The sequence below is a fragment of the Cesiribacter sp. SM1 genome, from assembly GCF_020178975.1.
In the GTDB taxonomy this organism is placed as follows: domain Bacteria; phylum Bacteroidota; class Bacteroidia; order Cytophagales; family Cyclobacteriaceae; genus Cesiribacter.
Genome location: NZ_JAHXBU010000091.1, coordinates 431,726 through 444,009, shown reverse-complemented (window position 1 = coordinate 444,009; position 12,284 = coordinate 431,726). Strand labels below are relative to the sequence as shown.

The following is a 12,284-nucleotide window of genomic DNA, read 5'->3' as shown; positions in this document are numbered from 1 at the left end:
GCTATTCGCCTGCAGGGGCTTCCACTGATTGTTGTTCAGCATCTGGAATGTAGACGTAGGGCTGTAGTCTTTCTTTCAGCGCATTGTAGTTTTGCCTGCTCCCGTTAATTTCAAACTTCTGGTTTTTCGATGCAATTGCAATGCCAATGCCACTGCCTCCCAGAAAGCCCAGGATGCCACCGATTGCGCCCGGATCTACAAACTCCATACAACCATAGAATCCGCTACAGGGCTTATCAGCTAGTTCTCCGATCACTACACCAGCTAAGGTGCCCAGCAAAGCACCAAAAACTAAGCCTCGGCCCGTGGCACCAGCTTTCTGAAACTTAATTTGCTTTATGCTGCTAACGGGTATGGTGATTAGCTCCTGCTCCCGGGGAAGCTGGTTCTTTTTTGCCAGCCTTATCCAGGTAAGGCTGATGGTGGAGTCGTTGAGTGCAGAAACTGCACCTCTGTAGCTGTTTTTATCTTCCGTATATACGAGCGCACGATATAAAGGCCGTTTTTTTTCAGCAGTGCCTTGCCCAAAGCAACTGCTGCTGTACTGCAGGCACAGCAGGCACATGAGTAGAATAAATGTTTTATACATGGGATTAAGTGAAATTCTGGATTAGGAACAGTTTGTCTTTGAACTTTGCGGTTACAGCACAGAGACATCACATACCCGGGCAGCCGAACCTGTAAGGCTTATATGAGCATTAGCTGGAGTTACTGCTAAAACGGGTGCAACTTTTAAAACTCCGGAGGCAGGCCTGTGCAGTACTGTAAAAACAGGAGCACCGGAGCTGCGTATCACTAGCTCAATTCAGGAGGAAGATTTTTAGAAAGCGGTTTGGTGCTTTATAAAAACAAAAAAGCGGGGCTGCAATAATATTTCTAAAGCTGTAAGCTGCAGGCTTAGAAAACCGGCTATGGAAATCGCAATTCTCGAAGAATCTTAAACTCTTTCCGTGCCTATAAAAAATAAAATTAAATAAATTTAATGTTTTTTATGAATATATCTACAGAAGGTGGTCTAATCTTTCTCTATTCTTGCACTATCTCAATCAGTGCATGCGTATGTTCACTGCTCATGCTTTTGGCATAGTCCTTACGCCTCTTTTTGAAAAAAAATTTAAACTTTGCACCAGCGTAATTCAACCGTTTGCGCTTCCGTTTGTACTTTTCAAATGTAGTGCCTGGAGCTCGATATAGGCTTCTGTTCAGGCATCTGAATGGAATCTTTTTCTGAAATATCCGTATTATAGGCTGTTTTAGGTTCTATATTTGCAGAATTATTATTGCCTATGTTATCAGTTGCACTTAAAAATAATAGGACTATACCTAGAGGCGCACACCGCCTTGCGATAGGAGCTTTTTTCTTTATCCAGGGCTTATGCTTTGCCAGCTGGGCATCAAGGATTCCCAGCATACAGCAGGAGCTGGGTATGTCGGAGGCGGCACTTGGTTCTGTGCTGCTGGCGCTTCCTGCAGGTTTGATGCTGTCACTGCCCATCTCTGGCTGGCTGGTGGCTAAAGTAGGCAGCCAGCGGGTGGTCATTATTGCCGCAATCCTTTATACCCTTTCATTGCTGAGCCTGGGGCTGGTTGAGAGTATATTTCAGCTGGTGGTGTGCCTGTTTGTTTTCGGGCTGATTGGCAACGTGATGAATATCTCCGTAAATACCCAGGCGGTAGGGGTGGAGGCCTTGTACAAGAAATCCATCATGGCTTCTTTTCACGGACTCTGGAGCCTTGCAGGTTTTACCGGTGCCGCAGTAGGTACCTTTATGATTGGCAGCGACATTGGGCTGTTTCAGCATTACATCTACATTAGCCTTTTTGTGCTGATTACGGCTTTGTTGAGCTTTCGCTTTACACTTGGTGAAGATGCCAATAAAAAGAAAGATGCACCGCTTTTCGCCAAACCCGATAAAGCTCTGCTGATCCTGGGCATTATTGCCTTTTGCTCTATGCTTTGCGAGGGTGCCATGTTCGACTGGAGCGGGGTGTACTTCCGCAAGGTTGTACAAGCAGACCCGGCCTGGGTAGGTGCAGGCTTTACTGCCTTTATGAGTACCATGGCCGCCGGCCGTTTTATCGCCGACTGGTTTACCAGCCGTTATGGTCTTAAGCTGGTGCTGCAGCTAAGTGGTGTGCTAATTTCCATAGGTTTGGGCGTTGCCATTGCACTGCCTGCGCTACACACAGCCATTATCGGCTTTTTGCTGGTAGGCGTAGGCGTATCTTCGGTGGTGCCGCTGGTGTACAGTGCAGCCGGCAAATCCAAGGTACTTTCCCCTGGTGTGGCCCTGGCAGCGGTTTCAACCATTGGTTTCCTTGGCTTCCTGATCGGACCACCCCTTATTGGTATTGTTGCCGGCTTTAGTAACCTGCAGGTATCTTTCTCTATCATTGCCCTCATGGGGCTGCTCATTGTGGCGCTGGCAGGGAAAGTAGTGCCTTCAAAATCCTGATCATACCTGTGTTAGAGGGGCATAATAGTCTGTACGGTTGCATAGAAATGATTTATTCCAGCCTATATCAACAACCTCTGGTTTTTTGTTGAACAGGTGTTCAGCCTCCTCTGAAATGTTAAGTTGTTATGAAAATAAAAGAAGCCGGTTTACTCCGGCTTTTTTTCGTTAGGCCACGATTAAAGTAGTTGTCGCAATCAACCCTTTTGTTGTCGCAAATACACAGCTTACCAGATGTTATTAAGCAATATTTTTGTAATATAACATCAAACACAAACCCCTATGGCAACTAAAATTTTTGTAAACCTGCCTGTAAAAGACCTTAGTGTCTCCAGGGCATTTTTCACCAGCCTTGGCTTTACGTTCAACCCGCAGTTTTCCGACGACAAGGCGGCCTGCATGATCATTGGCGAAAATATTTTCTCTATGCTCATCACAGAAGCCTTTTTCAAAACCTTCACACAAAAACCAATTTGTGATGCTACGCAGAGTACAGAAGCTTTGATTGCCATTGATGTAGAGAGCAGGGAAAAGGTAGATGAAATGGTGAAAAAAGCTGTGGCAGCAGGAGGTACTATTTATAAAGAGCCACAGGATCATGGCTGGATGTACTACCACAGCTTTGCTGACCCCGATGGCCACCAGTGGGAACTGATGTACATGGACGAAAGTGCACTGCCACAGCAACCCGCTGATCTTGAAAGCCATGAAGCCTAAAACCATTAAAATCCTGTACTGGAGCATCACCATTCTATTTGCGTTGTTCTTTCTGGTGGATGGTGCTATGGGCATTATGCAGGTTGAAGAAGGACAGGAGATCATGCGGCACCTCGGGTACCCGGTCTATGTGCTCACCATCCTGGGCGTTGCCAAGGTATCTGGTGCTATTGCACTGCTGCAGACAAAGTACAGCCTGCTGCGGGAATGGGCTTATGCCGGCTTTACTTTTCACTTCCTGGGCGCCTGCCTTTCCAGGGCTTTTGCCGGAGACAGTGCAGGGCTGGTGCTTTCTCCCCTGCTGTTTATGGGGGTAATGTTCCTGTCTTATTATTTGTGGAAGAGAACTGCGAAGGCTGGCAAGCTCGCCTTCGCATAAAGGCAGGAGAATAGATTAAGCAGGTACAGCTGCTTAATCTATTCTGCCAGGTACAGCACCATGTATTCTGCATCTACATACCGGTCCCTAATTTTCAGGTCGTTTTTTACTAAGGGGCCCTGTCCCTGGAAGCCACATTTCTTATAAAAGTTGGCAGCAGAGGTTGTGGAGTGGAGCACCCACAGGTGTATCTGCTCCAGACCCTCCATTTTCTTTGCTCTTTGGATTACTTCTTCCACCAGTGCTTTGCCAACTCCATGCCCACGGGTGCTGGCCTGGGTATACATGGCATAGATCATGGATTTATGGCGGGCTTTCAGGCGGGTATCTCTCTTAAAGGTAATAGTACCTACCAGTGCATGGGCATCAGTATAAGCACCCAGCACATAACTCTCAGGCGGCGACCCAAGGGGCTTAAGCCAGGCAGCAAAATGCTCAAGGCTATACAGCGCTTCTTCTTCATAGCTGCTGCTAAAAGCGTAGGGAGCTTCCTGCAGACTCTCCAGCCGCAGCTCTCTGTAGGCTACGGCATCCTGTTCTGTTAACTGCCTGATGGAAAAATTCATGCTTGTAAATATGGATTGATGGCCGTACCAGTGCGCAGTTTATTGATGATTACTGTATGCAGATGTATTGAAGGCCAAGGCTGCTTCAGGTAGTGATCTGCCGTTTTTGTTCCTTAGAAGAGAATCTCCATTTTAACATCTGCCCGTGCGTATTTGCCAGGCTCAACAGCTACTTCCTGGAAGCCCAGCTTTTTATAAATGGCAATGGCTGTATCCAGACTTGAATGGGTGTAGAGCACCAGTTTTTTTGCACCCATTGCTGCGGCTTTTTCGATGGCCGTACGGCACAGTAGCTTACCCGCTCCCAAACCCTGTGACTGCCTGTTAACTGCCATTTTGGTTAATTCCAGTACCCCCGTTTCGTTCCACTTCAGGGCTACAGTTCCGATGATTTGTTCCTTGTATTCAGCGAAATAAATAGAACCTCCTTTGCTCAATATGGCTTCATCAGGATTTTCGAGCACCCAGCGGTCAATGGGCTCAACGGTAAAAAATTCTTCTATCCATGCCTTGTTTAATTTTTCGAAATAGGGCTGGTATAGGGGCTGGTAGGGGAGTATGCTGATTTTCATGGTGCACTATATAAACGGGCCGGAATTATATAAGCAGCCCCTTCTACTGGATAAAGGGCTGCTTACAAAGGGTAAAGTTAAATTGAGGAGCACAGACCCACCCAATTTTACCGCATTTTTTTGGAGGGGCGGGCTGTAGCATGCTATGCCGCCTCTGCCCCTGCTTTCAATGTATAAAATTAGAACATTTCTGTTTCTTGCAATTTATAAGGCGTAATCAGCAGCAGCTGTTGGCAACTGTTTCTACTGCTTTTTGTTTTGGTTTGGCTGGGGCAGTTGTTCCGCAACAGGATGTAGCCTCGGCTCCTGGTGCAGCAGCTCCAGGCTGACCAGCTAGCGCAGCTTTTTCCGTCATGCGGATGTCCTGGCTGGTGCCGCAGCCACAGCCGCTTAAACCACCTGCTTTTGCTTCCTCATCCAGCTTGCAGCAGGCATCTTCGGTGGCCTCTGCAGGGCCACCACAGCAGCCGGTCGCTGCTGCCGGAGCTTCTTCTTTTAGTGCTTGCGCCGGTGCTGCCCCGCAGCAGGCGGCAGATTTCTGTTCCTGTGGTGTTGCTGTGTTCATACTTTTCTCGGTGTTCATACTGTTTTCATTTATTGTATTGTCGCCGCAGCTAAGGGGGCTGCAGCTGCCTGGTTCACTATTTCGATTGCTTTGGAGATTGATTGCCGGTCTGGAAGCAGGAGTGTCGCAACAGCTGCTGCTTGTAGCTTCATTATCAGTTTGCGTGCTGCATACGCCAGTTTCCGGCAGGTTTAGTTCTACTTTGGCTGCTGCTACCAGGTCGCCATCGAGGTAAGCTGCGATGGAGCGTACCTGCTCGTAGCCGGTAGCCATCAGGAAGGTGGGAGCCCTGCCATAGCTTTTTACCCCTGCCACATAATAGCCTTTTTCGGGCTGGCGCAGCTCCCGCTCACCATGGGGCCTTACCGTACCGCAGCTGTGAATGTTAGGGTCTATCAGCTCACTTAGCGCCGGCACGCACTCCAGTGCTTCATGGTAGGCAACTCTAACTTCCCTGGAGAAGGAAAGGTCAGGCCTTGCCCCCGTGTTGGCAATAATCTCATCTACGCCTGCTATGCTGTAGCGGCTGCCCTGCAATTCCCCATCCAGTTGTAGCTTTCCGCTGGTGCTGCTGATGGTATCGATGTGGAAAGGAGTATGTATGTGCAGGCTTCCCTCTTTCACCAGTTGTTCAATCCGCTGTCCCAGGGCTCCCCTGGCTGCAAGCTGGTCGTTTTCCCTGCCGCCATAAACTTTGTGCAGCTTATCAGTGATCAGTACCCAGTGGACCTGGGTTTGGGGATACTCCTGCTTAAGGGCAGCCAGCTCCAGCAGGGAGTTGATGGCAGAATGGCCTCCGCCTGCGACCACCACAGTTTTACCGGCATACCGCATTTTGTGGCTGCCGCTGATGTGGGGTATGCCATAGTAGATCCTGCTCTTATGTTCCGCTTCGCCCACGGCAGGCACACCGCCTACCCCGATGGGGTTGGGGTTTTGCCAGGTACCTGTGGCATCAATAATAGCAGAAGCCTCGTACGTTTTAAGCTGTCCCTGCTGTTGTACCCGTAGTACAAAGGGTACCGCTTCTCTGCCAGAGGTTTTGGTTTTATCAAATCCCTTGCGGTTGATGGATACTACCCGGCTATTGGTGTGCAGGTAGGGTTTTATGGCAGGCAGGTTTGCAAATGGCTCCAGGTATTGCGCTACTAATTCCTCTCCCGTAGGCAGAGCATTGGTGTGGGGCCTGTTCCAGCCTGCCCTATCCAGCAGCCTGCCCATGGCTCTATCGATGTTGTATTTCCAGGGGGAGAATACCTGTACCCATTTCCACTCCATCAGGTTGGTGCCTACACCTGCCCCGGCCTCGAACAGCCTGAAGGGAATGTTTCTTTCTGTTAAATGAGCAGCTGCGGCAAGGCCCACCGGTCCTCCGCCAATCACTGCCACGGGATATTCACGTACTTGCATAAGTCTTTCCGGGTTATTTACCTTTAAGTCGTAGTGCCTCCCGAAAAGACGCAGGATTTTTAAGATTTTTTTATACAGCTGTGAATCCACCATTCCAGGACTAATGGTGCTGTTTTGCGGTAAAATAAACCCTATGCAAAAAGACACTTCTTCCATTCAGCTCTCTGCTCCGGAAATTTTCAGTTTCTCCGAGTGTCTCTGGTATCTGGATCGTAATTATGATGAGAGCACCTATCAGCTGGAGGGCAATGGCATTGTAAAGCTTTTGCAGCTAAACAATAGTTCTGTACTGATCCGTATCAGCTCTGAAAATAAGCATTTACAGGTAGAGGCATTGCAGCCTGCAGTGCTGTCTGCAATGGAGTGGCAAACAGTACAGGCATATGTGGCGGAGTGGTTTGATCTGGCGCGAAATATTGCTCCATTCTATGGACTGCTGCAAAAAAGTCCTGATTACGCATTTTTAGCCCGGCAATACCGGGGGCTCAGGCTGATGGGGATTCCTGATCTGTTCGAGTGCCTTTGCTGGTCCATTATCGGGCAGCAAATTAACCTTAGCTTTGCCTACCGCTTAAAAAGAAGACTGGTGGAAGCCTGTGGTTCAGGAATAAGCTGGAACGGCACCGTTTATTATGCTTTTCCTGCGCCGGCTCAACTTTTGCAACTAAGCATGGAAAAGCTGCAGTCTTTCCAGCTTTCCCGAAGCAAAGCAGCCTATCTTTTAGAAGTAAGCCGGCTGTTTGATGCCGGAGAGATCAGTAAAACTGCGTTGGCAGGGCTGGAGCCGGAACAAATGTTTAAGCGGCTAACTGCCATACGCGGGGTAGGGGAGTGGACGGCAAATTACACCCTCATGAAAAGTATGAAGGTACAGAGCAGTGTTCCCTATGGAGATGCAGGCCTGCAAAACGCATGGAAAAAAATCCATAATCTTGCTGCCAAACCCAGTCGGGAAGAGCTGGTGAAAGGCCTGGAACCATACAGGGGCTGGGAGGCATACCTGGTGTTTTACTTGTGGCGGTCGCTAAGTTAGTGGATCAGTATACTATGTGGTGGCAGCTTGTGAAAGTAGCTTACCAGCTGTTTGTTATTGATGATAAGGGGCTGGTGCCACAGAAGTAGGGCTGTACATCGAGCAAGTTTCGGGTGTGCCGGCCGGCAGAAACAAAATACCTTTACATCAATCAAAGGGGAAAAATATGAACGAGCAGGCCCACATCAACTACAACCGAATTGCAGAGGCAATAGCATATATCAGGGAAAATTTCAGGAGCCAGCCCAGCCTGGACGAGGTGGCCGAAAGAGTACACCTAAGCCCTTTTCACTTTCAAAGACTGTTTACCGATTGGGCAGGCGTTAGCCCTAAGAAATTTTTACAGTACATCAGCATTGCTTATGCCAAGCAGCTCTTAAAGGAGCGGCAGGCTTCCCTATTTGATGCAGCCTTCGAAACTGGTCTTTCCGGCCCTGGCAGACTTCATGATCTGTTTGTGAAGATTGAAGGAATGACGCCCGGAGAATACAAAAATGGTGGAGAAAGCCTTTCCATTAATTACAGCTTTGCCCAGAGTCCTTTTGGTGATATGCTGGTGGCATCCACACAAAAGGGAATATGCCATATGGCCTTTGCAGAAAATAAGCAGCAGGCATTGGCAGGCCTGCAAAACCAGTTTCCCAGGGCACAATACAAGCAAATGCTTGACCTGGTGCAACAGCATGCATTGTTTATTTTTACCCACGACTGGAGCAGGCTCAACCAGGTAAAACTGCACCTGAAAGGAACAGAATTTCAGCTGAAGGTGTGGGAGGCACTTCTGAAAATCCCGATGGGGCAGTTATCTACCTATGGCAGTATTGCCGAGAGCATATCGAGGCGTGGTGCATCACGGGCAGTGGGCACTGCAATTGGCTCTAACCCGGTTGCTTTCCTGATCCCCTGCCATCGGGTTATACAGTCGGGGGGAATGTTGGGTGGCTATATGTGGGGAACCACCCGGAAATGCGCTATGATCGGATGGGAAGCTGCCAAAACATCTGCCGCACACTGAACCAGCTAACTCAACCGCATGATTCCCTCTCCTACACGGTATAAATATCACCAAAAAAACAGGATACTACTGACATAGGGTTGTCAGTGGGCGCTTGTATTTTTATGATGAAGAGAGCTATTGCACCCTGATCTGCTTTAAAAGTGGTTTGCCGTCAAAGGAAAAGCAAATACTGTTTACTGCTATATCCCGCAGCTTTTTCTTTTCCCACTGCACTGGGCAATGGCTTATGATTTTTAACGGGAGCAGGTTCAACAACATCATCTAAAAACTAAGTGGCCAATGGAATTCAGAAACAACATACCTGCTTTTTATGCTGAAACAAGAGCGCAATGGCGTGAGTGGTTAATAGATTATTGCCAATCTGAAAAATCGATATGGTTAATTATTTACCATAAAAAGAGTACAACACATAGTGTAACCTATGCACAAGCAGTTGAGGAAGCCTTGTGTTTTGGCTGGATAGACTGCAGGGCAAACAAACGAGACGGCGAAAGCTACTACCTCTGTTTCACACATCGAAAGCCCAAAAGCAACTGGAGCAAACCCAATATAGAACGTGTGGCAAGAATGATCGATGAGGGTTTAATGACGCAGCACGGGCAGAAGCTGATAGATTTTGCTAAAAGCAGGGGAAAGTTCTAAAGGATTTAAAATCGATAATTGATGGTACTGGTATTTAAAACTTCGGTTCAGAACAAGGCAGAAGTAGCAGGGCTGGCACCGGCCCTCAACTATTTGCTCAATAAAAGAGGCATCTGGAATTTTGATCTGGAAGACTGCGACCACATACTTCGCATAGAATCCAGTAGTTTACAATGCGAAGAAATAATCAGGCTAATGAACGGGCAGGGCTTTTTTTGTGCTGAACTGGAGGATACAGTGGTGCTGAATGCCGTTGAACAAAGCATGGCTGCTGCCTACAGCTAAGCCGGGGGCAGGTAAAGGGGTGGGGCAGCACAGCTGTATTCCAGTAATTTGTGCCACCCTGCCCGAACAAAATAATTTCTCCCTGCCTGTACAAACATAGCAACGCTGGCGGCAATCAGCCAAATCATGCTAAACCGCTACGGGCATTTCGCGCACGTATTTGTTGCGGTATTGAACCGGCGACAGGCCCGTGATCTTTTTAAAAGTGGTGCGGAAGGCTTTTGGGTCTGTATAGCCAACGTTGTACATCACCTCATTTATATTCTCGCGTGCCGACTCCAGGCTTAGCTTGGCGGCTTCGATCTTTACGCGCTGCATGTACTCCACCACCGAGTTAGAAGTAGCCTTCTTGAACCTGCGCTCCAGGTTTCTGCGGCTAAGGGCCAGCATAGACGCCAGCTCATCTACCGTTATTCTCTCCTGTAAGTTATTCTCTATGTACTCCTGGGCTTTTTTGATGGTTTCGTCATCATGCTCCTTCTGCCCCTGGAAGATCATGAAGGGCGACTGGCTGTTGCGCTGGTAATCGATCTGAAAGGCTTTAGACATAAAAACGGCTACATTGCGGCCCGCATATTTTTCGATGAGGTACAGGATCAGGTTCAGGTAAGAGAAAGCACCGCCGCTGGAGTAAATGCCCTGCTCGTCGGTAATGATCTTGTCTTCCACCAGCTGCACATCCGGGAACATCTGCCTGAAGGCATTTGCTGCCATCCAGTGGGTAGCACACTGCTTTCCGCTGATAAGGCCGGTGGAGGCCAGTAAAAAGGCCCCTACGCAAAGGCTTGCCACCTCTGCACCCAGGCTATACTGCTGTTTGATCCACGGAATAAATTCCTGGTTAAATTCCAGGGTCTTTACCATATCGCCATCCAGGGCCGGAATGATGATCAGGTCTGTTTTGGCCAGATCCGGGGTAAGCACATCTGTAAAAACAGTGTACCTACCGCCTGCTACGGGTACTTCTCTGGCAAGGCCTACCAACTGCACCTTAAACAGTGCCGGCTGCCTGATGCTGTTCAGAAACTTGTTCACTTCTGTGAACACCTGGCGGGGGCCTTCTATGCTGCCTAAAATGGCTCCCTGGGGAACAAGAATAGATATGTGTTTCATGGCGTGGGGTAGCTGTATGTCAGGATCTAAGTTATGGATTACGAATGTCGCAATCAACCCCTCTTCTTGCCGTTTTTACACCCCCTTCGATACGCCCCGGCGCCGTATGTTTGTATTGTCAGCAGCACAGAAACCCAAGCCTGGGGCTGATGATAATTATTTGGATATCAGTATTGAAACATTGATTTTTTACCTTAAACAACACACTTATGGCCACTATTAATCCTTACCTTAACTTTCCCGGTACCACCGAAGAAGCCTTCAACTTTTACAAGTCGGTTTTTGGTGGAGAATTTACGTACCTGCAGCGCTTTGGTGATATGCCGGGCTGCGATGGCATGGTGGTAGAAGACAAAAATAAGATTATGCATGTATCCCTGCCCATTGGCAAAAGTAACATCCTGATGGCTACCGATGTCCTGGAGTCTATGGGGCAGTCACTCACGGCCGGCAACAATTTTTACATCAGTATCAGTACCGATAGTGAAGAAGAAGCAGACATTCTTTTTGCAGCCCTGTCTGCAGGCGGACAGGTTGAGATGCCACTGGAAAAGGCGTTCTGGGGCGATTATTTTGGTGCCTTTACCGATAAGTTTGGTGTTAAGTGGATGGTCAATTATGACTATAAGCAGGCTTCCTCGGCCAGCCGGGAGGCCGAAAGTACCCTTACTGCCTGATTCTCTCAATTACCTCTATTAACATGAAAAGTAATCATGACAAAAGAATTATGGATTAACCTGCCAGTGAAAGACATCAACAGATCAAAAGCGTTTTTCACCAGCCTTGGCTTTTCATTTAACCCCCAGTACTGCAATGGCGATGATGGCGCCTGCCTGAACATTGGGGAGAAAAATGTAGCAGTGATGCTTTTTAAAGAAGAGCTGTTCAAAGAGTTTGCCGGTACTCATGTTGCAGAGCTAAAGCAGGGCGTTGAAGTACTGTTTTCCATAGATGCTGAAAGCCCGCAGGAAGTAGATGCACTGGCTGAAAAAGTGCTTAGCGCTGGTGGCACCCTCTATGGCGAACCTGGCTACAAACACGGCTGGATGTATGGCTGCGGTTTTATAGATCCGGACGGACACCGCTGGAGCGTGCTGCATATGGACATGAGCAAAATGCCGCAGCGGCAAGTGCAGCAGGAGCAGGTGTAACATGCTCACTACTCACCTGACAGGCATATTCAAACCTGTCAGGTGATTACTGTTGCTGTAGCAGGCAAACCCTAACATTATAATTGTATTTTAAACTAATGAACACAGAGCTGTGGTGGAAGTTTTTAAAACCAACGTAAGCAGCCGGAGCCAGGCAGACAGGCTGCTGGCGCAGATTCACAGCACCTTTACCCATTACAGTGCTAACTTCGATCTTTGGGACTGTGATAACATATTGCGCGTCAAAAGCCTGAACGGGCCCATACAGCCGCTGCCGGTGCTCCTGCTCCTGCGAAAGTCGGGGGTAGAGGCCGAGGTGCTGCCGGATGTACCTGCTGTATCAGGTTTGGATGGTTGCCTGTGATCAGGCATGTTAT

Annotated in this window: 15 protein-coding genes; 10 read left to right on the top strand and 5 right to left on the bottom strand. The window is 48.4% G+C overall.

Going from position 1 to position 12,284, the window contains the following annotated elements; all coding sequences use genetic code 11:
* Nucleotide 1: 1 nt before the first annotated feature.
* A complete protein-coding gene (locus KWJ01_RS19685; protein ID WP_224998810.1) occupies nucleotides 2-589 on the bottom strand; it encodes a hypothetical protein in 588 nt (195 codons plus the stop codon).
* Nucleotides 590-1,286: 697 nt separating this feature from the next.
* Between KWJ01_RS19685 and KWJ01_RS19680 the strand changes: the two genes are divergently transcribed.
* From KWJ01_RS19680 to KWJ01_RS19670, 3 genes are all read left to right on the top strand, one after another.
* Complete coding sequence (locus tag KWJ01_RS19680) at nucleotides 1,287-2,456, top strand: MFS transporter (protein ID WP_224998809.1); 1,170 nt, start codon at nucleotides 1,287-1,289, stop codon at nucleotides 2,454-2,456.
* 282 nt (nucleotides 2,457-2,738) lie between these two features.
* A complete protein-coding gene (locus KWJ01_RS19675) occupies nucleotides 2,739-3,173 on the top strand; it encodes a VOC family protein (RefSeq protein ID WP_224998808.1) in 435 nt (144 codons plus the stop codon).
* Nucleotides 3,163-3,552, top strand: coding sequence for a DoxX family protein (locus KWJ01_RS19670; RefSeq protein ID WP_224998807.1), 390 nt, complete (start codon nucleotides 3,163-3,165; stop codon nucleotides 3,550-3,552). The genes KWJ01_RS19675 and KWJ01_RS19670 overlap by 11 nt, the downstream gene beginning before the upstream one ends.
* Before the next feature lie 38 nt (nucleotides 3,553-3,590).
* Here KWJ01_RS19670 and KWJ01_RS19665 read toward each other — a convergent pair whose 3' ends face one another.
* The 3 genes from KWJ01_RS19665 to KWJ01_RS19655 all read right to left on the bottom strand — a co-directional run bounded on the left by KWJ01_RS19665 (nucleotide 3,591) and on the right by KWJ01_RS19655 (nucleotide 6,665).
* Nucleotides 3,591-4,118, bottom strand: a complete 528-nt coding sequence (locus KWJ01_RS19665; protein ID WP_224998806.1) for a GNAT family N-acetyltransferase — start codon at nucleotides 4,116-4,118, stop codon at nucleotides 3,591-3,593.
* Nucleotides 4,119-4,231: 113 nt separating this feature from the next.
* On the bottom strand, nucleotides 4,232-4,690 hold the full coding sequence (locus KWJ01_RS19660) for a GNAT family N-acetyltransferase (protein ID WP_224998805.1): 459 nt from the start codon (nucleotides 4,688-4,690) through the stop codon (nucleotides 4,232-4,234).
* Between the two features lie 217 nt (nucleotides 4,691-4,907).
* Nucleotides 4,908-6,665 (bottom strand): NAD(P)-binding domain-containing protein, encoded by a 1,758-nt coding sequence (locus tag KWJ01_RS19655; protein ID WP_224998804.1) that lies wholly within the window; start codon nucleotides 6,663-6,665, stop codon nucleotides 4,908-4,910.
* 133 nt (nucleotides 6,666-6,798) lie between these two features.
* On the opposite strand from KWJ01_RS19655, the gene KWJ01_RS19650 reads away from it, so the two are divergent.
* The 4 genes from KWJ01_RS19650 (at nucleotide 6,799) to KWJ01_RS19635 (ending at nucleotide 9,643) form a co-directional block, all read left to right on the top strand.
* The gene (locus tag KWJ01_RS19650; RefSeq protein ID WP_224998802.1) at nucleotides 6,799-7,698 is read left to right on the top strand and encodes a DNA-3-methyladenine glycosylase; all 900 of its coding nucleotides are present in this window, start codon (nucleotides 6,799-6,801) and stop codon (nucleotides 7,696-7,698) included.
* 166 nt (nucleotides 7,699-7,864) lie between these two features.
* Nucleotides 7,865-8,713 (top strand): methylated-DNA--[protein]-cysteine S-methyltransferase, encoded by an 849-nt coding sequence (locus tag KWJ01_RS19645; protein WP_224998800.1) that lies wholly within the window; start codon nucleotides 7,865-7,867, stop codon nucleotides 8,711-8,713.
* 282 nt (nucleotides 8,714-8,995) lie between these two features.
* Nucleotides 8,996-9,358, top strand: coding sequence for a YdeI family protein (locus KWJ01_RS19640; RefSeq protein WP_224998799.1), 363 nt, complete (start codon nucleotides 8,996-8,998; stop codon nucleotides 9,356-9,358).
* Nucleotides 9,359-9,379: 21 nt separating this feature from the next.
* Nucleotides 9,380-9,643, top strand: coding sequence for a hypothetical protein (locus KWJ01_RS19635; protein ID WP_224998797.1), 264 nt, complete (start codon nucleotides 9,380-9,382; stop codon nucleotides 9,641-9,643).
* Nucleotides 9,644-9,772: 129 nt separating this feature from the next.
* Here the strand turns inward: KWJ01_RS19635 and KWJ01_RS19630 are convergent, their stop codons facing one another.
* On the bottom strand, nucleotides 9,773-10,756 hold the full coding sequence (locus KWJ01_RS19630; protein WP_224998795.1) for a GlxA family transcriptional regulator: 984 nt from the start codon (nucleotides 10,754-10,756) through the stop codon (nucleotides 9,773-9,775).
* 209 nt (nucleotides 10,757-10,965) lie between these two features.
* Here KWJ01_RS19630 and KWJ01_RS19625 point away from each other — a divergent pair, with 209 nt between their 5' ends.
* The 3 genes from KWJ01_RS19625 (at nucleotide 10,966) to KWJ01_RS19615 (ending at nucleotide 12,271) form a co-directional block, all read left to right on the top strand.
* Nucleotides 10,966-11,433 carry a VOC family protein gene (locus tag KWJ01_RS19625; RefSeq protein ID WP_224998793.1) on the top strand — a complete coding sequence of 156 codons (468 nt, stop codon included), beginning with the start codon at nucleotides 10,966-10,968 and terminating at the stop codon, nucleotides 11,431-11,433.
* A gap of 36 nt (nucleotides 11,434-11,469) precedes the next feature.
* Nucleotides 11,470-11,907, top strand: a complete 438-nt coding sequence (locus KWJ01_RS19620; RefSeq protein ID WP_224998791.1) for a VOC family protein — start codon at nucleotides 11,470-11,472, stop codon at nucleotides 11,905-11,907.
* Between the two features lie 112 nt (nucleotides 11,908-12,019).
* On the top strand, nucleotides 12,020-12,271 hold the full coding sequence (locus KWJ01_RS19615; protein ID WP_224998790.1) for a hypothetical protein: 252 nt from the start codon (nucleotides 12,020-12,022) through the stop codon (nucleotides 12,269-12,271).
* Nucleotides 12,272-12,284 lie beyond the last annotated feature (13 nt).